General features: G+C 62.1%; 19 protein-coding genes. 12 read left to right on the top strand and 7 right to left on the bottom strand.

Translation table 11 applies throughout. The annotated features are described in order from the left end of the window. Nucleotides 1-260: 260 nt before the first annotated feature. The 4 genes from PW789_RS08300 to PW789_RS08285 all read left to right on the top strand — a co-directional run bounded on the left by PW789_RS08300 (nucleotide 261) and on the right by PW789_RS08285 (nucleotide 5,910). Nucleotides 261-1,673 (top strand): TldD/PmbA family protein, encoded by a 1,413-nt coding sequence (locus tag PW789_RS08300; RefSeq protein ID WP_299374185.1) that lies wholly within the window; start codon nucleotides 261-263, stop codon nucleotides 1,671-1,673. Nucleotides 1,674-1,696: 23 nt separating this feature from the next. Next, nucleotides 1,697-3,076 carry an excinuclease ABC subunit C gene (locus PW789_RS08295; RefSeq protein ID WP_299374180.1) on the top strand — a complete coding sequence of 460 codons (1,380 nt, stop codon included), beginning with the start codon at nucleotides 1,697-1,699 and terminating at the stop codon, nucleotides 3,074-3,076. 288 nt (nucleotides 3,077-3,364) lie between these two features. Further along, complete coding sequence (rpe, locus tag PW789_RS08290; RefSeq protein WP_299374176.1) at nucleotides 3,365-4,051, top strand: ribulose-phosphate 3-epimerase; 687 nt, start codon at nucleotides 3,365-3,367, stop codon at nucleotides 4,049-4,051. A gap of 56 nt (nucleotides 4,052-4,107) precedes the next feature. Next, nucleotides 4,108-5,910, top strand: a complete 1,803-nt coding sequence (locus PW789_RS08285) for an outer membrane protein assembly factor BamD (protein ID WP_299374171.1) — start codon at nucleotides 4,108-4,110, stop codon at nucleotides 5,908-5,910. A 94-nt stretch (nucleotides 5,911-6,004) separates the two neighbouring features. Here PW789_RS08285 and PW789_RS08280 read toward each other — a convergent pair whose 3' ends face one another. Both PW789_RS08280 and PW789_RS08275 read right to left on the bottom strand, forming a co-directional pair. Then, entirely contained in the window at nucleotides 6,005-6,520 is a 516-nt protein-coding gene (locus tag PW789_RS08280) for a hypothetical protein (RefSeq protein ID WP_299374168.1), read from the bottom strand. 126 nt (nucleotides 6,521-6,646) lie between these two features. Then, a complete protein-coding gene (locus PW789_RS08275) occupies nucleotides 6,647-7,168 on the bottom strand; it encodes a polymer-forming cytoskeletal protein (protein ID WP_299374165.1) in 522 nt (173 codons plus the stop codon). A 115-nt stretch (nucleotides 7,169-7,283) separates the two neighbouring features. Here PW789_RS08275 and PW789_RS08270 point away from each other — a divergent pair, with 115 nt between their 5' ends. After that, entirely contained in the window at nucleotides 7,284-10,064 is a 2,781-nt protein-coding gene (locus PW789_RS08270) for a valine--tRNA ligase (protein WP_299374162.1), read from the top strand. Here PW789_RS08270 and PW789_RS08265 read toward each other — a convergent pair. After that, entirely contained in the window at nucleotides 10,041-10,589 is a 549-nt protein-coding gene (locus PW789_RS08265) for an ester cyclase (RefSeq protein ID WP_299374158.1), read from the bottom strand. The genes PW789_RS08270 and PW789_RS08265 overlap by 24 nt on opposite strands. 120 nt (nucleotides 10,590-10,709) lie before the next feature. Between PW789_RS08265 and nadC the strand changes: the two genes are divergently transcribed. The 5 genes from nadC to rlmD are packed head-to-tail and all read left to right on the top strand — an operon-like array spanning nucleotide 10,710 to nucleotide 15,280. Next, nucleotides 10,710-11,594, top strand: a complete 885-nt coding sequence (gene nadC, locus PW789_RS08260) for a carboxylating nicotinate-nucleotide diphosphorylase (RefSeq protein ID WP_299374155.1) — start codon at nucleotides 10,710-10,712, stop codon at nucleotides 11,592-11,594. 5 nt (nucleotides 11,595-11,599) lie between these two features. Further along, entirely contained in the window at nucleotides 11,600-12,409 is an 810-nt protein-coding gene (locus PW789_RS08255) for a biotin--[acetyl-CoA-carboxylase] ligase (RefSeq protein WP_299374149.1), read from the top strand. 31 nt (nucleotides 12,410-12,440) lie between these two features. Then, complete coding sequence (locus PW789_RS08250; protein WP_299374144.1) at nucleotides 12,441-13,247, top strand: type III pantothenate kinase; 807 nt, start codon at nucleotides 12,441-12,443, stop codon at nucleotides 13,245-13,247. Between the two features lie 27 nt (nucleotides 13,248-13,274). Continuing rightward, the gene (locus tag PW789_RS08245; protein WP_299374141.1) at nucleotides 13,275-13,997 is read left to right on the top strand and encodes a hypothetical protein; all 723 of its coding nucleotides are present in this window, start codon (nucleotides 13,275-13,277) and stop codon (nucleotides 13,995-13,997) included. Beyond that, complete coding sequence (rlmD, locus tag PW789_RS08240; protein WP_299374138.1) at nucleotides 13,994-15,280, top strand: 23S rRNA (uracil(1939)-C(5))-methyltransferase RlmD; 1,287 nt, start codon at nucleotides 13,994-13,996, stop codon at nucleotides 15,278-15,280. Before PW789_RS08245 ends, rlmD begins: the two co-directional genes overlap by 4 nt. 38 nt (nucleotides 15,281-15,318) lie before the next feature. On the opposite strand, the gene PW789_RS08235 is transcribed toward rlmD, so the two are convergent. After that, nucleotides 15,319-15,501, bottom strand: coding sequence for a hypothetical protein (locus tag PW789_RS08235; protein ID WP_299374135.1), 183 nt, complete (start codon nucleotides 15,499-15,501; stop codon nucleotides 15,319-15,321). Here PW789_RS08235 and PW789_RS08230 point away from each other — a divergent pair. Both PW789_RS08230 and PW789_RS08225 read left to right on the top strand, forming a co-directional pair. Next, on the top strand, nucleotides 15,416-18,004 hold the full coding sequence (locus tag PW789_RS08230; RefSeq protein ID WP_367182513.1) for a ComEC/Rec2 family competence protein: 2,589 nt from the start codon (nucleotides 15,416-15,418) through the stop codon (nucleotides 18,002-18,004). The two genes, PW789_RS08235 and PW789_RS08230, sit on opposite strands and share 86 nt — an antisense overlap. Nucleotides 18,005-18,095: 91 nt before the next feature. Further along, nucleotides 18,096-18,377, top strand: coding sequence for a hypothetical protein (locus PW789_RS08225; protein ID WP_299374394.1), 282 nt, complete (start codon nucleotides 18,096-18,098; stop codon nucleotides 18,375-18,377). A gap of 6 nt (nucleotides 18,378-18,383) precedes the next feature. Here PW789_RS08225 and PW789_RS08220 read toward each other — a convergent pair whose 3' ends face one another. From PW789_RS08220 to PW789_RS08210, 3 genes are all read right to left on the bottom strand, one after another. Then, the gene (locus PW789_RS08220) at nucleotides 18,384-20,165 is read right to left on the bottom strand and encodes an NHL repeat-containing protein (RefSeq protein WP_299374133.1); all 1,782 of its coding nucleotides are present in this window, start codon (nucleotides 20,163-20,165) and stop codon (nucleotides 18,384-18,386) included. 458 nt (nucleotides 20,166-20,623) lie between these two features. Beyond that, complete coding sequence (locus tag PW789_RS08215) at nucleotides 20,624-21,895, bottom strand: MFS transporter (protein ID WP_299374131.1); 1,272 nt, start codon at nucleotides 21,893-21,895, stop codon at nucleotides 20,624-20,626. Further along, nucleotides 21,892-24,501 carry a M1 family metallopeptidase gene (locus tag PW789_RS08210; protein WP_299374129.1) on the bottom strand — a complete coding sequence of 870 codons (2,610 nt, stop codon included), beginning with the start codon at nucleotides 24,499-24,501 and terminating at the stop codon, nucleotides 21,892-21,894. The genes PW789_RS08215 and PW789_RS08210 overlap by 4 nt, the downstream gene beginning before the upstream one ends. Between the last annotated feature and the right edge of the window lie 36 nt (nucleotides 24,502-24,537).

The raw sequence follows: 24,537 nt of genomic DNA, 5'->3' as shown, positions 1-24,537 counted from the left end.
CCGGTTCACCCCGCTCCGCCAACTAGAATTAGAAGCAGGGCAAGAAAAGAGAAGAAAAGCCAGTAACCAAATAAAAGCAACGGCTGCTTCTGATGGAGCAGCGGCTCTCCAAAAGCAATAAGTCGTTTCCTTTGAAGAATTTGCCTTTTAAGTCTTTCTTTTCAAGATTTTGCAGAATACCTCCTTAGCAAGTCCATTATTTTGAAGACTTTGCACAAAACCCGGGGGAGGGGGTCCCCCCCCATTTATCCTGTGAGGGCATGCCCACCGAGACGCAGACGCCCCCGAAGACCGACCTCCGCCAGCTAGCCCAGGACGTGCTCGACCGCGCCCTGAAGGCCGGCGCCACCGACGCCGAGGCCGTCGTCTACGAAGGCGACGAGTTCTCCGCCCGCGTCCGCCTCGGTCAGGTAGAGACGCTCAAGGAGTCTGGCTCCCGCGCCGTCGGCCTGCGTGTCTTCCTCAGCTCTGGAAAAGCTCAGCGCACCGCCAGCACCTCATCCTCCGACTTCTCCGACGACGCCATCCAGCACCTCGTCGACGGCGCCCTCACCCTGGCAAAGATCACCAGCGAAGACCCCTTCGCCGGCCTCCCCGAGCGCGAAGAGTTCGGCCAGCTTCCCGGCGACCTCAAGCTCTACTTCGACGACGTCAACCACCTGCCCCCCGCCGAGCGCATCGAGATCGCACGCCGCGCCGAGGCCGCCGCCCTCGCCTGCGATACCCGCATCCAGAACTCCTCCGGCGCCGACTTCGACACCGGAACCTCCCACAAAATCCTCACCAACTCCCGCGGCTTCACCGGCGAGTACCGCCGCTCCTACTGCGGCTTCTCCGTCTCCCCCATCGCCATCGACGAAAAAGGCGGCATGCAGCGCAACTACTGGTACTCCAGCGCACGCACCATCGCAAAGCTCGAGTCACCCGAAGAGATCGGCCGCATCGCCGCGCAGCGCACCCTGCGCCGCCTCGGCGCACGCCGCGTTCCCACGCAGAAGGCCTCCATCGTCTTCGCGCCCGAGATCGCCCGCTCCATCATGGGCAACATCTTCGACGCCGCCAACGGCGACGCCATCTACCGCCACGCCACCTTCTTCGCCGACATGCTCGGCAAGGAAGTCGCCGGCAGCAATATCACCATCGTCGACGACGGCACCATGCTCCTCGACAACCGCGGCATCCAGACGGGCGGCTTCGGCACCGTGCCCTTCGACGGCGAAGGCCTGCCCACGCGCCGCACCGTGCTGGTCGACAAGGGCGTCCTCCAGACTTACGTCAACAACACCTACACCGCCCGCAAGCTCAACATGCGCTCCACCGGCAGCGCGTCGCGCGGCCTCGCCGGAAACCCAGGCATCGGCGCGCACAACTACTATCTCGAACCCGGCGACTGCACACCCGAGACGCTCATCGGCGACGTCAAGAACGGCCTCTACGTCACCGAGACGATGGGCTTCGGCGTCAACCTCGTCACCGGCGACTACTCGCAGGGAGCCTCAGGCATCTGGATTGAAAACGGGGAGCTTGCCTACCCGGTCGAAGAGATCACCATCGCCGGAAATCTCAAGGACATGTACCGCAACATCGTCGCTATCGCCAACGACCTCGAGTTCCGCAGCTCCAGCGCCGCACCAACCATGCGCGTCGAAGGCATGACCATCGCCGGCGCGTAACCGCGACAGCTAAAATCGCAGACGTGGCAGCCAGCTTCACCTTCGAGCAATCCATCGCCTTCTCCCCCGAGAACGCAGAGGAGATCCTGCGCTCCATCCCCGCGCTTCCCGGCGTCTTCGCGCTCTACGGTCAGCAGGAGAATGCCGAACCGTATCTGACACGCGCCGCCGATCTGCGCCGCCGCATGAAGCGTCTGCTCGCGCCGCCCGAGTCGCAGTCCAGGCGGCTCAATCTGCGCGATCGCGTGGCTCGCATCGAGTACACCGTCACAGGCTCCGAGTTCGAGTCGACGCTCACCCTTTACCACGCTGCCGCCAGCATCTACGGCTATGCCGAGGCGCGCCGTCGCCTGCGCCTGCACACGCCAACCGTGCTGCGCATGACGATGGAGAATGAGTTCCCCCGCGTCTACGCAACCAACCGCCTCTCCAGGCGCGGCCTCGCCCAGATGTACGGCCCCTTTCCCTCGCGTGCCGCAGCGGAGCGTTACTGCGATGCCGTGCTCGATCTCTTCAAGCTGCGCCGCTGTCACGAAGACCTCGCGCCATACCCCGAGCATCCCGGCTGCGTCTACGGCGAGATGCACAAGTGCATCGAGCCCTGTAAACAGGCCTGCACACCGGAGCAGTACGCCGCCGAGGCCGCTGCCGTGAAGGCCTTCTTCGACACCCGCGGCGAGAGCATGCTGACCAGGATCGGCATCGACCGCGATAAGGCCTCCGAAGAGATGGAGTTCGAGCGCGCCGCCGAGCTGCACGAGCAGTATCAGAAGGTGAAGGCCGCCGCCTCTTTGGCCGACGAGCTCGTGCGCCCCATCCCGCAGCTGCGCGCCGTCATCGTGCAGAAAGCCGCCGAAGACGAGGCGCATCGCCACTCCGCCGACGCCGCCATCATCCTTCTTCAGGGCGGCTGCCTTCTCGGCCCCGAGCGACTCTCGACGCTCGGCGTGCGTGCCGTCAAGGAGCAGACCTCGGTCGGCAGCTCGCTCTTCGCGCAGCCGCTGATGCTTGAGGCAGTACCGCTCGAAGGCGAGGCCGCCGACACCACCAACTCCCCGGAGCAGCGCGCGCGAGCCGTGCTCGAACGCCTTGAAGCAGCCGCGAGCCCGTCGAATGACGTCGCCATGCTCAGCGATCATCTCTCGCTGCTGCGCCGCTGGTACTACCGGCCCGAGAAGCAGCGTGCCGGCGAAGTCTTCCTGCCGAACGCCGACGGCGGCTGGCCGATCCGCCGCATCCTCAACGGCACCGCACGCGTCGTGCTCGGCGACCCCAAACCCATGGCCGACACCGACCGCGAGGCTGCGAAGAAGATCGCAAAGGAGACCAAGACCCGCATCCTGCACGAAGGCCGCCCTGACGTCGAGCGCGTCGTTCCGGTCATCACACGCGACAAGCAGTAAACAGCTCTTCCCGTCTCAGACTCTTTCCTCTCCCCGCACCACTGGCACGCTGGCCCTGCACACCATCATCCTCTGCCCGCACACTGTCATTTCGACCGAAGCGCAGCGAAGTGGAGAAACCCGCTTTTCGACCACCCAAGCTCGCATCAGCAAAGACAGACAGCAAATTCCCTGGCGATGCCCGGCAAGGACTACCATTTCGGCGGATCGAACAGGTCTTACCCGCGATCCACGATTCATGAAGCACGGCGTCTCCGCTGATAGACTTAACCGCAGGAGCAACCCCCTTTGATCGAACTGGCATTCTCCATCCTGGCTTCGGACTTCGCCCACCTCGCCGACGAGGTGAAGGCAGCAGAGCGCGGCGGCGGAAGCATCGTGCACGTCGACGTCATGGACGGCCACTTTGTCCCCAACATCACCTTCGGGCCTCCTATGGTGCAGGCGCTGCGCCCGGTCACGAATCTCCCTCTCGACTGCCATCTGATGATCGAGAATCCGGATGAGTACATCCCGGCCTTCGCCGAGGCGGGCGCCGACCTGATCAGCGTTCACCAGGAGGTCTGCCGCCACCTGCACCGCACCCTGCAGCTGATCGCCGATCACGGAGCGCTGCCCGGCGTGGTCCTCAATCCAGCCACCCCGGTCGATACGCTCATCGAAGTCCTTCCGATGGTGCACTATGTGCTGATCATGAGCGTGAACCCCGGCTTCGGCGGGCAGAAATTTATCCCCTTTGCGGTAGAAAAAATCGCTTATCTCGCCGAAATTCGCAAGAAGATGGGCCTGAACTTCCGTATCGAAGTGGACGGCGGCGTGGCTCACGACACGGTGGCCTCGGTCGTCCAAGCGGGAGCGGATATGCTCGTCGCCGGTTCGGCCGTCTTCAGCAAGGGCAAGACCGAACAGAACGCCCGTAAATTATTGAAACTGGCGAACGCCGCAGCACCGGACAAGAAGGCACGGAAAGTCTAGAATATTGACAAGCCGTGGCTCGCTCCGCGACCCGGCCGATGTGAGGTCCTTAGTTGATGAATCAGAACCGTTCTTTCTTCCCCAGTCTCAAGGCCAGCCTGCTGGCCGGAGTCGCCGTCGCTGCGCTTATCGCCGGTACTGCAGGCGCTCGCGCCCAGGACAACGGCGCAGCCGCGCAGCAGACCACTGATGCCAGCGCTCAGCCGCAGCAGAGCGCCACGCTCTCCAACAACAGCGACAACGACAAGAAGGGCAAGAAGAAAGAGAACAAGGAAGATAAGGTCGTCCAGTCCAAGGACACCAAGAAGCGCCTTGCCTCGGAGAAGAAGAACGACGAGCTCGCCGCCACCGACGCCAAGCTGCCGGACCGTCAGCTGTACGACAAGGCTCTCGCTGCGACCAAGAAGGGTCACTTCGACGTCGCCCGTCTCGATCTGCAGACCCTGCTGAACACCTATCCCGATTCGCAGTACCAGATGAAGGCCAAGCTGGCCATCGCTGACAGCTGGTACCGTGAGGGCGGCTCAGCGGCTCTCACTCAGGCCGAGCAGGAGTACAAGGACTTCATCACCTTCTTCCCCAACGTGCCTGAGGCCGCCGAGGCCCAGATGCGCGTCGGCGATATCTACTTCCGGCAGATGGATAAGCCGGACCGCGACTACACCAAGTCCATGCACGCGCAGGAAGAGTACCGCCTGATGCTGCAGCAGTTCCCCGAATCCACACTGGTGCCGCAGGCCAAGCAGCGCCTGCGCGAGGTGCAGGAGGTTCTGGCCACCCGCGAGGCTGAGATCGGCGCCTATTACGCCACCCGCGAGAACTGGCCTGCCACCATCGCCCGCTACCAGACCGTCGCCGATACCTATCCGCTGTACAGCCACATGGACGACGTGCTGATCGCGCTCGGCGACGCCTACGAGTCCGAGGCTCGCATCGCCCGACTGCAGAAGCAGCTTCCGTCGGATGCCCGCGGCCGCCTGGCCTCGATCTACGAGGCGCACGCAGCCGATGCATACCGCAAGGTTGCGCTCGAGCACTCTGCCTCCCCGCACGTCGAAGATGCACGTGATCGTCTCGCGGCCATGAACATTCCGATTCCGACGCCGACGCCGGAGCAGGTTGCGGCCAGTACGGCGCTCGAAAACAGCCGCGGCCAGTACAGCCTGCAGAGCCGCGCCATGCTGATGGTGCTGCGCCGCCCCGACGTCGTCACCGCGGCCCGTCTTGGCGACCCGTCGATGAACGACGCCAAGCCCACCATGGCCCCCGAGGTCACCAAGGGCATCATCAAGGACTACCAGACGGCGATGAACCCCACGGCAGCTCCGGCCACGTCGGCCGAGAAGCCGGCTGACGCCACGCCGTCGACCGCGGCAGCCGACACGACACCGGCCCAGCCCGCAGCACCGGCGAAGCCGGCCACTCCGCTGGCCTTCCAGGATATTCCCAGCGCCGGCACGGGTTCGGACGGTGCCTCCGTCATGTCCAACGTGCCTTCCACTGGCGGCGCCGCGACCCCTGCAACGGCAGCTCCGGCAACCAGCGGTGGATCGAATGCGATGGGTGTCGAGATCCTGACTCCCGGCGCGAACGGAAGCTCCACTCCTGCGCAGCCCGCGCCAGACGCTAACGGAGGCCTGAAGGCTGTGGGCCCGACCAACACCGAGGCAGCTCCGGCGATCGAGAAGCCGGCAGCGGCTCCCGACGCGATCAACGATGTCAACGCCGCCGAGCAGCCCAAGGCTCAGCCTACCAAGACAGGCGACAAGAAGACTCCTAAGCCGAGTTACGACAACGGCGAAGAATCCTCGAGCACCCACAAGAAGAAGAAGGGTCTCGGCAAGCTCAACCCCTTCTAAGCTTCAGAAGACCTTTCTAGCTTCAGAAGAGAAGACAGACAGAAAAATCCCCGGAGCATCTCCGGGGATTTTTCTTTGTTTCAATCTGCCGCGCTCAGGCAGGCTGGGAGCGACGCCGCAGCACCAGGATCGTCGAAAGCAGCACAAAAGCCACGACTGCCGCCGCCGTCGAAACCAGCGGGCTGAAGAAGAAGCGCCGCGCCGTATGCGGACGGTGGCCGCCCATCGGCGACAGGTGGCCGCCGATGACCCAGGCGTTGCCCGAGATGGACTCATCGGCCTCGTAAACTGCATTGCCGCCGACGATCAGCGCATTTCCGCCCAGCCCCTCCACCGAATCGATCACAGCATTCCCGCCGACGATCGTAGCCCGCCCATCCACGCGGCCCGTGATGTTGAGGCTTCCGAAGAGGACGGTGACATTGCCCGTGACCTCGCCTTCCACCTGCACCGAACAGAAGAGGCAGACCGCATTATGCACCTGCTGGCCCTGCGCTACGAAGATGTCCTGATTGAAGTAGGTACGCGAACCGCCCTGCGCCCGCGCCGTGACCACGGTGACGAGAAACAAAAACACGATGCCGAGAGATCGAAGGACACGGCTGGACACGGCTCAACTCCTGGAGATGAAATGCAGAACGCTGGCAGCGATACCGTGGCGTCGCCGTTCTCCCTCCATACGCAGGCGAGGCGGGCGCAGTTCCGTAAACCGCGCAAATCGAGGATCTTGCTGGACTTACCTCGGAGGCGGAGGAGCCCCATAGCCCTGCGGGTACTGCGGAAAGCGGTAGCGGTTGCGCCGCACCAGGTAGACGATCAGCCAGATGATGAGCGCCAAAACGATCAGCGGAGAAAACAGCAGAAGTGTCCCCAGGGGCGGTGGAAGCACGGCGCGATCTCCATGGATGATTGCGCCCTCAGCCACATCAGCGACGCCGCTCAGGATGGCAACATCGCCGTGGACCGACGCACCCTCCTCAAGCCGCAGATTCCCCCCGGCAATCGCCGTATCCCCCGCAATGGTCTGGCCGGGGTCGACGATCACGCTTCCCCAGAAGACGGCGACATCGCCGGTTACGTCCCCATGGACGTGGACCGTGCAGAAGCTGCAGGCGATATCGCCAACCGACTCCCCCTCCGACACGTTAATGTCCTGGCCGAAGGAGGCGCGATTGTTGCCGCCGTGACCTTTGGCGAAGGCCGTCGCCAGCGGGGAGACCAGCAAGATCGTCATCAGGGCAAAGCGGGCACATCGCATCAGAAACGCCACCTCGAAGAAGAGTCTAAGGCCCGTCCCGAAGGACGGGCAAACATCGTTACAGCGACATTTGAGGACGCATCGTAAAGCTGCATGAATGCTACGCTTAAACAGCATGAGTCACGAGCTTCCGAAGACATACGATCCGTCCGTTATTGAAGAGCGCTGGGCCGAGTACTGGGTCCGCGAGCACCTGTTCGACGTCGCCACACCAGATGGTACGGCGGACGACGCCAAGAAGTTCACCATGTTGCTGCCGCCGCCCAACGTCACGGGCCGCCTGCACATGGGCCACATGCTCAACCAGACGGAGATGGATATCCTCACCCGCTGGCATCGCATGCGCGGCGAGACCTCGGTCTGGATCCCCGGAACCGACCACGCCGGCATTGCCACGCAGATGATGGTGGAACGCCAGCTGGCCAGCGAAGGCAAGAACCGCCGCGAGCTTGGCCGCGAACCTTTTATTGAGCGCGTATGGCAGTGGAAGGAGCTCTACGGCGGAGCCATCCTCGACCAGATGCGCCGCCTGGGAGCCAGCGTCGACTGGAGCCGCGAGTACTTCACCATGGACGACCGCCTCAGCGTCGCGGTGAAGGAGTGCTTCGTGCGCCTGTGGGAGCAGGGGCTGATCTATCGCGGCGCCTACATCGTTAACTGGGACCCAGCGATTCAGACCGCCGTCTCCGACCTCGAGGTTGAGCACGAGGAACGCGCGGGGAAGATCTATCACATCCGCTATCCGCTGGCTGATGGCACAGGTTCCATCGTCGTCGCCACCACCCGGCCGGAGACGATGCTGGGCGACGTCGCTGTTGCCGTGAACCCTGAGGACGAGCGCTACAAGGCACTCATCGGCAAGCTGGTTCGTCTGCCGCTGAGCGGCGTCAACGGTGGCCCCGACCGCGAGATCCCGATCCTCGCCGACGACTGGGCCAAGCCCGAGTTCGGCACCGGTGCCGTGAAGGTGACCCCGGCGCACGATCCCAACGACTTCGCCATCGGCCAGCGCCACGGCCTGCCGAACCTATCGATCCTCAACGACACCGCGCACGTCGATCTGCCGGGCTCGCACTACGACGGCCTCGATCGCTACGCTGCGCGAGAGAGGATGATCGAGGATCTGCGCGAGCTGGATCTGCTGGTCGACATCAAGGACCACACGCTGTCGATCGGCCTCAGCCAGCGCACCGGCGTCGTCATCGAGCCGCGGCTCTCGCAGCAGTGGTTCATCAAGATTCAGCCGCTCGCCGACAAGGCCATCGAGGCCGTCGAGCAGGGCCACATCCGCTTCACGCCCGACCAGTACCGCAAGACCTACGAGGAGTGGATGAAGAACATCCACGACTGGTGCATCTCGCGGCAGCTCTGGTGGGGTCATCGCATCCCGGCGTGGCACTGCATCAAGTGCGCGGAGATCAACGTCGCCCGTGAGACGCCGACGGCGTGCGCGAAGTGCGGCTCGACGGAGCTGACGCAGGAGACCGACGTGCTCGACACCTGGTTCTCGAGCGGCCTGCTTCCCTTCACCGTCTTTGGCTGGCCCGGCACCGAAGGCTCGAACGGCCTCACGCCTGATCTGACGGCCTTCTACCCCACGGAGCTTCTGGTCACCGGCTTCGACATCCTCTTCTTCTGGGTGGCGCGCATGGTGATGCTGGGCTGCCACTTCATGCTCGACGTGCCGATGCCCGACGGATCGAAACGCGAACTGAAGGATGCCGTCCCCTTCCGCGAGGTGTACATTCACGCACTGGTGCGTGATGCCGACCGGCAGAAGATGTCGAAGACCAAGGGCAACGTCATCGATCCCATCGAGGTGGTGACGAAGTACGGTACCGACGCTGTCCGTTTCACGCTGGCCAGCATGGCCTCGCCCGGCACCGACATCGCATTCAGCGAGTCGCGGACCGAGGGCTATCGCGCATTCGCCAACAAGATCTGGAATGCAGCTCGCTTCCTGTTTATGCAGGCCGATCGCGCGAAGGAGGCAGGCTACACGTTCTCGATGCAGGCCAGCGGCACGGTGCCTGATCTACCGGCAAACACGCCACTCGAGACGCGCTGGATCTTCGGCCGCCTGAGCGCCGTCTCCGCCGAGGTCGATCGCGCTCTCACCGACTATCGCTTCGACGAGGCCGCCGCAGCCGTCTACCAGTTCTTCTGGGGCGAGTTCTGCGACTGGTATCTCGAGCTGATCAAGCTGCGGCTCGAGTTCGGCGAAGGCCACGAGAAGAACGACGTCACCGCACTTACGCTGGCTTCACTGGTCGCCTCGTTCGAAGCAGCGCTGCGGCTGCTGAGCCCTTTCATGCCTTTCCTCACCGAAGAGCTGTGGCACGCGCTTTATGAGAACAACGCTCCGGCAAAGTCCATCGCGCTGACGCGCTATCCGCAACCCACGGATTTCGCTGCCGATGAAGCATCGGTCGCCGCCATGACCACGTTGCAGGAGCTGATCACCACGATCCGCGCCCTGCGCAAGGAGCTTGGCGTACCTGAGAAAGAGGCTGCGCCGATCAATCTGCATGGCGACAATCGCATCGTCGCGCTGGTCGACGCCAACCGCGATATGCTCTCCCGCATGGCGCGCGTCTCCAGCGTTGAGTTCGCCGAAGCAACGCTCTCCGGCAGCAATGCGCGGGCCACGGCCAGCTTCGATGTCGCAGTGATCTACGAGCGGCAGATCGACGTCGTCGCCGAGCGCGAGCGCCTGAGCAAGGAACTCGCCAAGCTGGAGAAGGGCCTGATGGCGGCAGAGAAGCAGCTGGCCAACGAGACCTTTATGTCGAAGGCGCCAGCCCACATCGTCGAGGGACTGCGCAAGCAGTCTGCCGAGACGAAGATGCTGTACGACAAGGCCAAAGCTGCGCTAGATGCTCTGCCCCCTGCCTAGAAGAATTGGCCGCGGGATGGCAGCGGGGACAGGTATCTGCAGTGGCTCTGAAAGCGGCTGCATCTGCGATACCTGGCTCTGCTGCTGCGGCGGCTGAGGCATCAGGCCAAGCTGCATCAGCAGGTACATGGCATTCCAGTCGGCCCACATCTCAGCGATCCTGCCATCCTCGAAGCGGAAGATGCTGCTCCCCGTAATCGCCGCGCACTTTCCGGTGGGTTTCATACCGAAGTAGTCGCCTGTGTGGGTGCCGGTCGCGCTCCAGTGCAGCACCACCTCATTCCGCTCGGCAATGGTGTCCTCGATGGTGAACTCCATATCAGGGAAACCATTGCGGCAGGAGCAGATATGACGAGCAAGACTACCCGGCCCCGTCACGGCATCAGGAAAAGCGGTGTCGTGCAGGCAACAGTCCGCTGCAACCATGTCCCACAGCGTCTCCATCTTGCCAATGTTCCAGCACTCATAGATAAAGCGCTGGGCCATCTCCCTATTGTCGGCGAGCATATTCCTTTCGGTCGTCATAGCCGGTTCTCCCTTCCGAGGGCACGGATTATACCCCTGCCATCCCACGACTTTCGCTGCCCCGTCGCTTTGTTGTTCGCCTGCCGTCAGATAGCACCGAAGAGGTTTAGGATTTAACTCATGGACTGGAAGAGCAAAAAGATTCGGACGATCCTCGAAGCCGCGCTTGCCGAGGATAAGGCCGCCAACGACGTGACCACTGCACTGACCATCGACCCCAGACTGCGTGCCACAGGCACCATCCTGGCCAAGCAGGCCTGCGTCGTCTCCGGTCTCGGCTGTATCCCTATCTTTCTCGACATCTTCTCCAAGATGAACAATCAGTCCGTCGGGCGCTTCGAGGTGGTCAGCCATTCCGAGATCTTTGACGGCGTGAAGGTTCGCGCGGGCCAGCCGCTGGCCGTCATCCGCCACAACGCCGCCGCCCTGCTCTCCACGGAACGCGTGATCCTAAACCTGATGCAGCGCATGTGCGGCATTGCCACACTCACGAACCAGTTCGTCACTGCCGTGGGCAAGACGAAGACCAAGGTGCTCGATACCCGCAAGACGATCCCCGGCCTGCGCACACTCGACAAGTACGCCGTCAGCTGTGGCGGCGGCACCAATCACCGCCTCGATCTACAGGACGGCATCCTCATCAAGAACAATCACATCTCGCTTGGCGGCGGTTTGCCTGCGGTGCTGGAGAAGGCGCTGAAGGGCCGCAAGACCGGCCAGGTGGTGCAGGTCGAAGTCCGCTCTCAGGCAGAACTCGATCAGGCGATTGCAGGAGGCACCGAGTCCATCCTGCTCGATAACATGACACCAGCGCAGGTGAAGAAAGCTGTCCGGCAGATCCACAAAGCGCTGCCCGGCGTGCCAGTCGAGGCTTCGGGCAACATGAACCTCAAGACCGTGCGCAAGTACGCACTCACAGGCGTTGACTTCATCTCCGTCGGCGCTCTCACGCACTCCGCCATCGCCGTTGACCTCAGCATGCGCATCACAGCGGACGTGTACTAAGCAGTATGCCGTTTGATCTTCAGGCAGTCATCGACGCGATTTCAGATACGCGCTTCGCAGGCCGCATCCATCATCTCGACTCCGTCACCTCTACCAACACGCTGGCTCTTGAAGCGGCGCAGGCAGGAGCGCGGGAGAGCGTCTGGATCGCCGATGAGCAGACCGCGGGCCGGGGTCGCGGCAGCCACGGCTGGCACTCTGCTGCAGGCGATGGCCTGTACGTCAGCGCGCTGGTGCGACCGCCTCTTCCCCCCACCGATGCCTTGCGCATCTCGCTCGCCACCGGCGTCGCCGCGAAAGCCGCCATCGCAGAGACCACAGGAGCCGAGATCGACATCCGCTGGCCCAATGACCTGCTGATCGGCACGAAGAAGTGCGGCGGCATCCTGGTGGAGACGGCGATGACACCGGAACAGAATGGCTCGCCTGCGATGCTGCGTTATGCGGTCATCGGCATCGGCATCAATCTGAACTACGCGACCTTTCCCGACGAACTATCTTCTTTCGCAACCTCGCTGCGCATCGCTACGGGCAAACTCATTTCGCGCGAAGATCTGCTCTCTGCATTGCTGCACCACATCGAACGCGAGATGATTTTTCTGAAGCGCGACTCGCACGGCACAAACGACAACTCCAGCCTGCTCGAACGCTTCGCCGCGGCCTCCACCTGGGTGCAGGGCAAGCGCGTGCATGTGGCCGAAGCGGGCGGATATACTGGCATGACGGCAGGACTCGACTCCAGCGGCTTCCTGCTGGTGGATGGCGACGACGGTCAGCGGCACACGGTGCTTTCGGGCGGCGTGCGCGAGCTCTAAACACAAGCACTAACGAGGCGGGAGAGCGAAGATGCTACTGGCACTCGACGTAGGAAATACCAATGCTGTCTTCGGGCTGTTCCGGCTCGGCGCAAACGGCAGCGAAACCGAGGTGATTACCAACTGGAGAATCACCACACCCACAGAGCAGACGGTCGATGAGTTCTGCATGCTGCTGCGACAGATGTTCGATCTGCGCGGTCTGAAGACCGACGCCGTCACCGGCGTGGCTATCTCCTCCGTCGTGCCTCCGCTCGACAGCATGATGCGCAAGGCCTGCGAGATCCACTTCGGCGTCAAGCCTCTGTTCATCGAGCCCGGCGTAAAAACCGGACTGCCCATCCTCACCGACAATCCCAGCGAGGTCGGCGCAGATCGCATCGTCAATTGCGCGGCAGCATTCGAGCAGTATGGAGGGCCCACCATCATCGTCGACATGGGCACGGCAACCACCTTCGACGTCGTCTCGAAGAAGGGCGAGTTCCTCGGCGGAGCCATCGCGCCGGGACTTGGCATCTCAGCCGGAGCGCTCTTCGCACGCGCTGCACGTCTACCGCGCATCGACATCAAGAAGCCCGCCAAGGTCGTCGGAACCAATACCGTCGACAACCTTCAGATCGGCCTCTACTACGGCTACATCGGCCTGGTCGACGGCATCCTCGAACGCATGATCGCCGAGCTTGGACCGGAGACAAAGACCGTCGCTACCGGTGGCCTCGCCCGGCTGATCGCGGGCGGCTCCAAGTTCATCGCCGTCGTCGACGAGATGCTCACCCTCAATGGTCTGCGCATCATCTATGAGCGCAGCCTCGACAAGAGCAGGAGACGCGGAGCCTAGCTCCGCACACAACAGTACCCCTCAGCAATGCGCAATTACATTAATTACTTCACCGAGATCGAGGAGCGCTTCCAGCAGCGGCGTGGATCGCTGCTGATGCTCTCCACCCTGGACTGGTCGTTGATCGAGACATGGCGCGAGGCGGGCATCCCGCTTGAAGCCGTGCTGCGCGGCATCGACAACGCCTTCGACAAGCACGACGCCAAGACGATGCGCTCCACCGCGCGCGCCCGCAAAATCAACGGCCTCGCATGGTGCGCACAGAGCATCATGGAAGCCACTGAACAGGCGATGGAGGCCGCCGTCGGCAGCACGAACAGCACCGAGGCCACCACGCCGGCCGAGAGTGGCTTTGAGGGCGAGCGCATCGCCGCCTATCTCGAAGAGAACGCGGAGACGATCCTCGCCGCAAGCATTCCGGCGCCGGCCGATGTCATCGCACAGGAGATCGGCGAGCGTCTGCGCGCGCTGGCCGCAGGCGTTCGCATCGACAGCGGCAGTGCCTCGCTCGAAGAGCTCGATCGCACGCTAACCGTCCTCGAAGAGAAGCTCTTTGCCGCGCTGCTGACGGCCAGCGACGAGACGACGCTGACCAGCCTGCGCGATCAGGCGGCACGAGAACTCGCGCCGTATCGCGGTAAGATGCAGGCCGTGCAGATCAAGCAGGTCCAGCAGCAATTTCTGCAGAAGAAGCTGCTGGAGGCCCACAGACTTCCCCGCCTCAGCCTCTTCTACATGAGGCTGGGATGAACCTGACAATCGAGAAGGTCATCTACGGCGGCAACGGCCTCGCCCGTCTCAACGATCAGGCCGTCTTCGTGCCCTTCACGCTGCCGGGAGAGGTCGTCGAAGCCACAGACGCAGGCGTCAAGGACGGCGTCGCCACTGCCCAACTCGAAGCCGTCCTTCAACCTTCTGACGACCGCGTCGCCGCAGCGTGCGATCACTTCACCGCCTGCGGAGGCTGTCATCTTCAGCAGGCCAGCTACAAAGCTCAGCTCACGATCAAGCGCGGCATCCTGAGGGAGACTCTCGAACGTGCAGGCGTCAGCGATCTTCCCGCGATCGCGACGCTTTCCGCCGAGCCCTGGGGCTATCGCAATCGCATCCGTCTGCGCATCGCAAAGCACGATGGCGCACTGCGCGTCGGCTATCTTCGTCGCGGCACACTGGAATTTCTTCCCGTGCATATGTGTCCCATCGCGGCTCCACTTCTTTGGCGGGCGGCTGAGTCACTGCTCACGCTCAATGAAAATCCGTGGATACAGGACGCCGAAGAGGTCGAACTCTTCGCCAACGATGACCTCACGAAGCTACAGCTCATGCTCTTCCTGAGCAGACAGCCCAAGGGTTCCTTCAACAGCTTTTGCGAGAGCCTGCAGCAGCAGCTTCCCGAACTTATCGGCGCAGGCGTATCCATCATGGAAGGCGCAAGCAGAGGCCGCAAGACACAGCGCTTTCGGCCCGGGCCATCATGGGGCGCTACCGGAATGAACTACCATGTTGCGAACGAAAGCTACTGGGTCAGCCGTGGCGGATTCTTCCAGGTCAATCGCTCTCTGCTCAGCGATCTCGTTCATCTCGTCACGCACAGTCGCAGTGGCAGTCTTGCATGGGATCTATATGCAGGCGTTGGATTATTCTCTCGCGTGCTCGCCAAGAATTTCTCCGCTGTCGTCGCCGTCGAGGCTGCGGCCGAAGATCTGCAGCGCAGTTTCCGCGGTAACGGCCGCCGCGCGATCGAAGCGACCACGGTCGAGTTTCTGCGACGGGCCGTGCTCGAACGCGACCGCCCTGATCTCATTGTGCTCGATCCTCCGCGTGCAGGCGCTGGCGCTGAGGTCTGCTCGCTGCTCGCTCGAATGCGAACTCCCGAGATCGTCTACGTCTCCTGCGACCCGATCACCCTCGGGCGCGACCTGAAGCTGATGGTAGACTCCGGCTACAGGTTGTGTGCGCTGCATCTGGTCGACATGTTCCCTCAGACCTATCACCAGGAGACCGTCGCCGTGCTGCGCTACACCGCCACCTAAGCCAGGAGCACGACGCTGACGGGCCACGCTGAGCAGGATCAGGCCACGACAATCGAACCGCTTCGCCTGCGTCGCATACCACTACTCGTCGCAGCGCTCTCGTTCGCCGCGGGTATCGCCATCGCCCGCAGCTGGATCCCCGCATTCTGGTTTGCATTCTCCATCATCTTCTTATCGCTGCTTCTCGCCATCGCGATACGCTTTGCCGAACGCACGGCCATGCTTGCCCTCGTCGCACTCTGGGTCGCCGCAGGTGCGTGGAGCTGGCAGCTGCGTCCGCTTCCGCTCACGCAACATGAACTGCAACAGTACGCAGACGGCCTGAGCCGCCAGGTGCGTGGCCGGATCATACGTGTACGCCACCTGCCATCACGGCACGGCAGGCCCGATCGCGATACCGACTCCACATGGTGGGAAGAACACGATGCAGAAGAAGGCGATGCCGTCTCCATCGATATCGCGGTCGATGCCGTCGAAGAGGTGACGCCGGACATCTCGCGCATGGTGCCCATCACCGGTGGTGTGCGCGTCACCATGCTCACAGACACCATGCCCTACGCCGACTCGCGATGTGGAGACGGCATCGAGCTTCCGCTGCGTTTGAAGGTCCCTGTACGTTTCCGCGATCCCGGCGTCTGGCAGTACGCGGACTATCTCCTGGCACAGGGCATTGGCGTCGAAGCCACGGCACACACGAGCAAAGCGCGTTCTCTTGCGCATCACAGCAACGATCCCCGCTGCCTGCTCGCTGCGGCTCAAAACTGGTCCTCGGCGCGCATGCTGACCGCAATATCTTCACCAGCCATGCGCCGTCTTCCGTCCGCACTGCGCCTCAGCGGCGACGACGCAGCGATGCTCAATGCCATGCTCTTCGGTGACCGTTCGCGTCTCACGCAGCAAGTACGCGCCGGATTCGTCCGTACCGGATCGTTTCACCTCTTCGTCGTCTCCGGCATGCACGTCGCCGTGGTCGCAGGAATCCTTCTCTGGATTCTTCACCGTTTACGCATCAGGGCGTGGATTGCAACGCTCCTCGCTCTCTCGCTGACAACCGCATATGCTCTGATCACCGGCTTCGGCGCGCCGGTGCAACGCGCGCTCTTCATGACCGCAATCTTCCTTGCGGCACGCTTGCTGGCGCGAGAGCGCAGCGTGCTCAATGCTATCGGCGCTGCAGCGCTGGCTGAACTCATCTGGTCTCCCGGGAGCCTGTTCGATGCGGGCTTTCAGATGACCTTCCTTGCAGTGCTTGCCATCGCAGGCATCGCCGTGCCGCTGGCAGAGCGCAGCTTTCTGCCGTGGCTGCACGCCTCGCAAAATCTTGACGCCCTGTGGCTCGACCCCGTGTTGCCACCGCGCCTTGCGCAGCTACGCATGATGTTGCGCATGTGGAGAGAACTCCTGATCGCCGCCTTCGGGCGGTGGTGCAGCATGTTTCCCGCTCTAGCATTAACCGCTGCGCTGCATCTGTTGGAGCTTGCATGGATCGCTCTCGTCGCGGAGATGGTCATGGCGCTTCCCATGGCGCTCTACTTCCATCGCGCAACCTTCTTCGCGCTACCGGCAAACATGTTGACCATTCCGGTCATCGGTCTGCTGGTACCGCTCTCGCTTCTCTTCTTTTTCACATCGCTCCTTGCGCCTGCACTCGCTGTGCTTCCAGCTGCTGCCACCGCAGCACTGCTGCATAGTATGGAGTGGGCTATCGCACACGTCAGCAAAATGCCGCATGCGGACATCCGCATCCCGGGTCCTGCAGCATGGGCTGTTCTTCTCGCGCTCACCGTGTGGGCTTTTTGCCTTTACGCTGCTCGCCGATCGACAGCGTGGGCGCTCGCCGCAGCTCTCTGTCTGCCAATCGGAACGCTGCTCGTCTTTTGGCCCGAACCGCCCATCTTCGCGCGCAACATGCTTGAAGTGACAGCTATCGATGTCGGCCAGGGCGATGCAATCTTTGTTGCAGACCCGCGAGGCCGGACGATGCTCGTCGACGCCGGAGGCCCCATCGGCCGAGCAGGAGAAGCCGCAACGGCGGCGGGCAACTTCGACATCGGCGAGGAGATCGTCTCGACTTACCTGTGGTCGCGTCGCATCCGTCGTCTCGACACGCTGGTGCTGAGCCATGCGCACAGCGATCACATGGGTGGCATGGCCGCCGTGATGCGCAACCTGCGGCCGCGCGAGCTGTGGGTCTCCATCGACACCGACTCGACGGCCTATCGCAACCTGCTTGCTGAAGCCGCAGAACTCGGCATTACCGTCCGACACCTGCATGCTGGCAACTCCATGCCCTGGGGCGATACGCAGATTCAGGTGTTATCTCCAACTACTAGCTACATCAACCGCGACGCCCCGCGTAACGATGACTCGCTGGTGCTCCGCATCGAGTACGGCTCCTCCTCTGCCCTACTTGAAGGCGATGCCGAGGCTGCCAGCGAGCAGGCCATGCTGCATCAGAATCTTCACCCCGTTACTCTTCTCAAGATCGGCCACCACGGCAGTAAAACCTCGACGACGGCACCGTTTCTAAACGCGCTGCACCCGCGCGATGCGATCGTCTCTGTTGGACGGAGGAATACCTTCGGCCATCCACGCGTCGAAGTGATTCAGCGCATCGCCGCAGCCGGAGCCAGGCTGTACCGCACCGATGAGTTCGGCCTCACCTCTTTTCTGCTCGATCACGATGGCGGCATTCGCGAACACGTTGCCTCGCTGGAGCCGTGAATCCAGGTCGGCACATACACACACTTTTTCCTGTAGATGTTCCGGAAAACGAGAGTAAGGTGGAACCATCGCGGAGGCTCGGCCCATGGAAATGCAGGACCCGGATCAGACGCAGCGCAGCACAACCACCACCCACACAACCGAAGAACTTGCGGAAGAGCGGAAGCTGATTCGTCGCTTGCAGATGATGATGAACATGGTGATGCAGGTCATTGCGCAGGATGCAAGCCTGTCCATCGACGAGGCATCGCAGATGATCTCGGATGCGCGCCGTGCAGCGCTGGCCATGTTTCCCGGCAAGGAGCTCGCCTACGATCTCATCTGGAAGCCGCGATTTCAGCGACTGATGCGCGAACGCTTCCGCCTGATGTAGTCGCCGCTACGGCGCCTGCGCAGGCCCCAGCATCGGTGTCTTCACCGGAGATGCCATACCGATGACCTCGGTGATCGCATTGCCGTGAGGAACGCTCGCGTCGCTTGTAAAGTTGGTCATCCACAGGTTGCCGCTGGCATCGATCGCCAGGGAATACGGCTGCACCAGTCCTTCATCCGCCAGCCATCCTGTCGCAGGCGAAAGCACACTTCCTGGCGCCGACGTATTCGATCCGGCCAGTTCCGTCAGTACCGGATACTCTGTGCCCACGACACTGCGTGCGTTAACCACCCACACCGTACCATCGCCGTCGATCGCAAGACTCTGCGGCTGAGACAGACCGCCGCCAACATATCCACTCGAGACGATCGCGCCGCTCGATGCTAGCTGACTGACGCTGTCCCCAAAGTAGTTCGCTATCCAGATATTGCCACGCTGGTCGATGGCCAGCGCCTGCGGGCCATTGCAGCACGACACCCCCATACTCTTGCTGCCGTCTGAAGAAAGCCGCGTTACCATCTGGTTGTTCTGGTTGCCGATCCACGCATGACGATTCGCATCGATCCCAATCGACACGATAAACGCAAGCGAAGACGCGCTGTAACCACTGTTCCCCGAAAGCGCTGCTCCCGCGGAACTAAGCTGTGTCACCCGCGAATCATGATAGTTCACTACCCAGACCGTGCCTTCCGCATCGATGGCCAGCGAGACCGGATAACTCAAGCCACCGGCAACAAAGCCGTTTGCGCCAGACAGCACCTGACCGTCTCCTCTAAGCTTCGTGACCGAGCCCATACCGCCATTCACTGTGGCCGCACTCACGCCGTTTGTGATCCACACATCGTTCGAAGCGTCGACCGCAACGCCATAAGAGCTCCCAAGACCGCTGCCCTTAATGCCTGCAGAAAACGCGGGCGCTCCCGTCGTGCTGAACTTCGACACAACGCCGTTATAGCTCGCCACCCACAACGAGCCTTCACCGTCGACGGCGATCCCCGTCGGCGCGTCGATGCCTCCACCGGTATAGCTCACCGTCAGTGTCCAGTCTGCTGGAGCTGCCGTCAGCGCTGGAGCGTACGCCGCGCTCGCCAGCGCCTGCGTGTAGAGGATGCCGATGTTGCTACCTGGATGACCGGCAAGCAGGCGCGCAGCCTCCAGCGTATTCGCAGGGGCAGCTGTGCCATCCATCGTCGTCGCGCCGAATAGAGCGGCGCATGCGCTGGCTACGACGACGCAGCGATTCAGCAGGTTCGCCAGTGTATTCACCTTCGCGGAGGGATAGTGCCCGGTCGAAGGAAATGTCGCTCCAGGTGTCCCTCCTGTCGTCGCGTTCGCCAGATTTGCGGCAGTGGCAAAGGCATTAGCGATACCAGAGGCATTGCCCGCAGTCGCGCCTACCGCACCTCCCGCAGAAAGAAACTGCGACAGCGACCACGCGAAAGCCACTGTCGTCACTTCATTCATAGTGAATGCACTCGCCGTCCTGGCAGACAGCTTGCGGCAATCTCCCACTGCCGCCGCAAGCGTGATTGCCGCATTCTCCGCCGACGAACCAACGTGGCCTCCACTTGCCACGAGGTAAAACAGTGGCTGTGTCGAGGAACAACTTAATCCTGACGAGATCGAAAAGCTTCCCTTCGCGTCCGTACTCGCTGGTTCGCTCAGCAGCGACTGCGCTCCCATGCCGCGACCAGCCGTTCCCGCCGCATACACCTGCACGCTCGCACCCACAACAGGCTGCGTGCCCGCCATCACCTTCCCCGAAAGAAGCACAGAGGATGTAGTCACCGATGGCGGTGCCGATGTTTCATCACGACTTCCGCTTGAGCCACCGCATCCCAGCACAGCTACACAGAAGATGACGACCCAAAGCATGGAGCAAACACGTTGAAAGACTTTCATCTTGGGAGAAAGAAAAACAGTTTGCGCGCTACGCACACAATACGGCGCAGCAGCTTCCGTGGTCAGTCTGGAGGAGAAAGGCGTTCCTCTCTTCTACGAGGCCGCAGGCCAGCAGTTCGTATCCAGGGTATCGTCGACGACAGGATCGGGAGGGCGCAGGAAATCCTGTGAATCAAAGAATACGGTTCTGCAATAAGCCAGACAAGCCGAAACTGCACTTATTCTTTGCCATCACAGCTCTCCTCTCTTAGAGAGCTGTCAGATCAATCACTTGCCTCAGCCGCCATTGAACCGTTCTCCACCGCGAGCACGCGATGAATGTCGCTTCACCACTGGCGGGACCATCAATGCTCTATCGAAAGGCCCGGCTCGCAATGCAGAACCGACCACAGCACAGTCCCCAGCAGCGGCAGACACGCAATGCACCAGAAAGAAAGATCGTAGTTCTTCCGGTCGAAGAGATGGCCGATCCATGGCATCAGAGCTCCCGTCACCAGCGCCCACGCAGAGATGCTGAACCCCGCCAGGAATGCCGAGTGCTGCTTCGGAATCGCCATCATCCCGTCCGACAATGCGAACACCACAAAGCCCCCGGCGATAAACATCTCAAAGACAAAAAGCGTCATCGTCGCTGCCACTGGTGAGGCGCTGCGGGCAAGCATCGGGGTTAGCACGATACCGATGCTCGCCACCGAGAGCACGGCAAAGATTGCCCCCGGCCGCCGTGGCTGGACCCCACGCTTCACATCTCTGCGGCGCAGCGCATCGGCAACGCGGCCGAAGATGAGATAGCCCGCCTCCCACCCCAGCGGAGGCAACCACAGAAGATGTCCCAGCGATGCCTGGCCGAGATGCAGCACGCGCGTCAGATACAGCGGCGCGGCGTACAGTCCGAAGGCCAGCGGCGCAGCCCCCAGCCCGTACACCAGCGCAGCCGCAAACAGGTTGCGGCTCCAGCGCGACGTAGAGATGCCCTCAGTCTCTTCGCGACGGATCGTTGCCGAGAGACGAGGAGGAGCGTAGAGGCCCGTCGTGCGAAGGATGAACCACAACACGATCCACGCGAAGCCAAACGCGGCCGTGACACCAAACGCCGCTCGCCATCCCCAGCGAATCGCAATCGGTGTAATGAGGAGCGGTGTGATCAACGCGCCGGTTGAGCCGCCGCTATACGCTACTCCCAATCCGAAGGAGCGCTTCTCCGCGGGCAGCGTCTCGGTGACGGTCTTCAATCCTGCCGGAAAGGTCGCTCCTTCTCCAAAGCCGAGCACGCCACGAGCCACGCACATGCCTACGAAACCCATCATGAGCCCGTGGCTGCCCGAGGCGAGCGACCACAGCAGCACCGCGCATAGCGTCGTGACCCATAGGCCGGCGCGGTCCATCCACGCTCCCCAGATGGGGTTGGCCACCATGTAGCAGAGACTGAACACGAGAATGGCGTATCCATACTGTGTGGCCGAAAGATGCAGATCCGCAAGGATCGTCGGGCTCAGGATGGCGAGCACGCTGCGGTCGACGTAGCTGAGCAGCCCCAGCAGCGTCATCGACGCGGCCGGCGCCCACATGCGGAGCGCCGACCGCGGCTGCAGCTCAAGCTCCGCCGATGCGCTCACTGCTTCGCCTGCGACATCAGCCACTGATGCAGGGCGGGCTGTTGTGCCGCACGTACCTGCACGCAGTCGTTGATGTTATCCAGCGCCTTGGCCAGCGTCCGCTCCGCAGCATCCACTTTATGAGACGCGAAGAACGTTGCCACCTCGTCGTGCTTCTCCGCCGAACAGAAGCTGCCCGCGGCACCGACCACACGCGACCCCGAGTTCGTCGTGAACTGTGCATGCACCTTCTCCCAGTTGTTCTGGATGTAGGTCCACGTCTGCTCGCGCGTTTCTACATTTAGCAGCATGACAGATATCGGAATCCAGCTGTCCTGATTGCGCACCGCGCCCGAGGTCACATAATCGAGCGTGCGCGTCACCAGCGCCGGATCGGTGAATAGCGCCAGCGTGATCAGAGCATCGTGCTGCGAACCGGGGTCTGCAGGATTCTTGCTCGCTGCCAACACCTTCTCGTAGAACGCCGCATCGCCGCTGGCCGCAGCGATGCGCACTGCCTTATCTGTCAGCATCGGATCGAGGTCGTCCCTGTGCGATCCGGAGGCATACGACTCATCCGCAATCTTTCTCGCCTCAGCCATCACAGCAGGGTCCTTCGCCATGCCGAGAATATCCATCAGCTGCGCACGCAGCTCCTGACGCTCATACGAATCGCCGCGACGCGGACGTCCAAGCGCAGCGTACACCGGCCCGAACTCGTGCTGCAGCGAAGAGGCCAGAAGCTTGCGGTCCTCCTCATTCGCCAGGTGCGAGTCGATCCATGCCAGCTTCACGGTCAGGCTCCCCATCACCGAGCCGCTGGGATCGTTCTTCATCGCCGCCATTAGATTGAGATAATCTCCGATCGAGCCGTTGCCGGAGCGCACCAGCGCCCACTGATCGCCCAGCAATCCAATGCGCTCTGGAGCACTCAGCGCCGTCTCTGCCTGTGCCGAAACAGCCCTCAACTGATCGCTGCTATAGGCCGTGCGATAGTAGCCCTTCGCGCGCGCATTGGCATAGAACAGCGATCCTGTAGTCGCAGGTATCGTAATGGAGTTTTCTTCCGGCGTCAGTACATGGCACGACGGCTGGCCATCGGTCTTCAGGCACACCGGCAACGACCACTGCTGCGCCGTGCTGGTCTGCCGCGGGTTCGAAAGGAAGAAGCGCTGCTGCGCCACCGGAACCGATCCAGAGGCCGCCTGCGAGAAGATCAGTAGAGGAACGCCGGGCTGCGTGACGAAGCTCTTCATCATCACGTCAACCGGCTGGTGCGAGGTTGCCGTCTGCGCATTCCAGAAGTCCTCCGCCGTCGCATTCGCATACAGGTGCGCGGCGAGATAGTTATGCACGCCCTGGCGAAAGACCTCTTCGCCAAGATAGTTCTCCATCATGCCCAGCACCGCGCCGGCCTTGCCATAGGCGATGCCATCGAACATCTCGTTGATCTCCTCCGGCGTCTCGGCCTTGGCACGAATTGTGCGCGTCGTCGCCTGGGCATCGAGGTTCAACGTCTTGTCCATGTCATCGGCATCGTCCTCGGGGAACGACCACTCCGGCTTCCACTTCGCCACCGGCTTGGACTCCATCCAGCTCGCGAAGCCTTCGTTGAGCCAGATATTGTCCCACCACTGCATCGTTACCATGTCGCCAAACCACTGGTGAGCCATCTCGTGCGCGACGACGATTGCAACCCGCTTCTTCGCAGGGATTGACCCCTTCTTCGCATCCACCAGAAGGTCGGTCTCGCGGTAGGTGATGCAGCCGAAGTTCTCCATCGCGCCCGCTTCAAAGTCAGGCAGCGCAATCATGTCCAGCTTGGGCATCGGGTACTTAATGCCGAAGTACTTGTTGTAGTACGACAGGATGTACTCCGCGCTCTCCACCGCGAACTTCGTCATCCCGACCTTGTCCGGCGTCGAGCAGGCGCGGATCGGCACGCCGTCTGCTTTGCCGCTCGTGCACTTGAAGTCGCCGACGAGGAACGCGACGAGATACGTCGACATCTTCGGCGTCGTCGCAAACTTCACCGTATGCTTGCCCGCAATCGGCCCGGGCGTATCGGAGACGACCTGCGTATTCGAGATCGCATTGTCACCGGCATCGATGACCATCGCGATATCGTAGGTCGCCTTCAACGCAGGCTCGTCGAAGCTGGGATAGGCGCGCCGCGCATCCGTCGGCTCAAACTGCGTCACCGCGTAGTTGCGCGCCTTGGTCTTCGAGAGATAGAACCCACGCAGCTTGTCGTTCAGAATGCCCGTATAGCCGATCGTGAGCGTAGCTTTACCCGCGGGGATCGGATTCGCCACCGTGAACGTGGCCTGCTCCTTCGCCGCATCGAGGCTGACACTGGCGGTCTGTTCTCCTGAGCCTGTCGAAATCTTTACCGAAGAGAATTTGATCTCCGAAGCATTCAGCGTAATCGCCGTTGCAGGCTGATCGAGCGTAACGTCGATCGTCTCCTCACCCGTGAAGGTGGCCGCCTTTAGATCAGGCGTCAGGACCAGCGAGTAATGTTCAGGGTGTACGCCCTGCGGAAGGCGCTGGGCGTAAAGCGCGGAGGCCGAGGTGAAGACGAAAGCACTAAGGGCTACCAGGGTACGGCGGAGAACAGCATTCAAAACCATACCCTAAAGAATATCGAAAAGGCGCCACAC

The sequence above is a fragment of the Edaphobacter sp. genome (assembly GCF_028283685.1).
GTDB lineage: Bacteria > Acidobacteriota > Terriglobia > Terriglobales > Acidobacteriaceae > Edaphobacter.
Note: the sequence above shows the minus strand (reverse complement) of the source record. Positions and strands in the feature narration are given on the sequence as shown.

What these genes read in the sequence shown, in the direction of transcription:
- PW789_RS08300 (WP_299374185.1), top strand. Translation starts at nt 261, where the DNA reads ATGCCCACCGAGACGCAGACGCCCCCGAAGACCGACCTCCGCCAGCTA.
- PW789_RS08285 (WP_299374171.1), top strand. Translation starts at nt 4,108, where the DNA reads ATGAATCAGAACCGTTCTTTCTTCCCCAGTCTCAAGGCCAGCCTGCTG.
- PW789_RS08275 (WP_299374165.1), bottom strand. Translation starts at nt 7,168, where the DNA reads ATGCGATGTGCCCGCTTTGCCCTGATGACGATCTTGCTGGTCTCCCCG.
- PW789_RS08270 (WP_299374162.1), top strand. Translation starts at nt 7,284, where the DNA reads ATGAGTCACGAGCTTCCGAAGACATACGATCCGTCCGTTATTGAAGAG.
- PW789_RS08265 (WP_299374158.1), bottom strand. Translation starts at nt 10,589, where the DNA reads ATGACGACCGAAAGGAATATGCTCGCCGACAATAGGGAGATGGCCCAG.
- nadC (WP_299374155.1), top strand. Translation starts at nt 10,710, where the DNA reads ATGGACTGGAAGAGCAAAAAGATTCGGACGATCCTCGAAGCCGCGCTT.
- PW789_RS08255 (WP_299374149.1), top strand. Translation starts at nt 11,600, where the DNA reads ATGCCGTTTGATCTTCAGGCAGTCATCGACGCGATTTCAGATACGCGC.
- PW789_RS08250 (WP_299374144.1), top strand. Translation starts at nt 12,441, where the DNA reads ATGCTACTGGCACTCGACGTAGGAAATACCAATGCTGTCTTCGGGCTG.
- PW789_RS08245 (WP_299374141.1), top strand. Translation starts at nt 13,275, where the DNA reads ATGCGCAATTACATTAATTACTTCACCGAGATCGAGGAGCGCTTCCAG.
- rlmD (WP_299374138.1), top strand. Translation starts at nt 13,994, where the DNA reads ATGAACCTGACAATCGAGAAGGTCATCTACGGCGGCAACGGCCTCGCC.
- PW789_RS08235 (WP_299374135.1), bottom strand. Translation starts at nt 15,501, where the DNA reads ATGGCCGTGCGTTCGGCAAAGCGTATCGCGATGGCGAGAAGCAGCGAT.
- PW789_RS08225 (WP_299374394.1), top strand. Translation starts at nt 18,096, where the DNA reads ATGCAGGACCCGGATCAGACGCAGCGCAGCACAACCACCACCCACACA.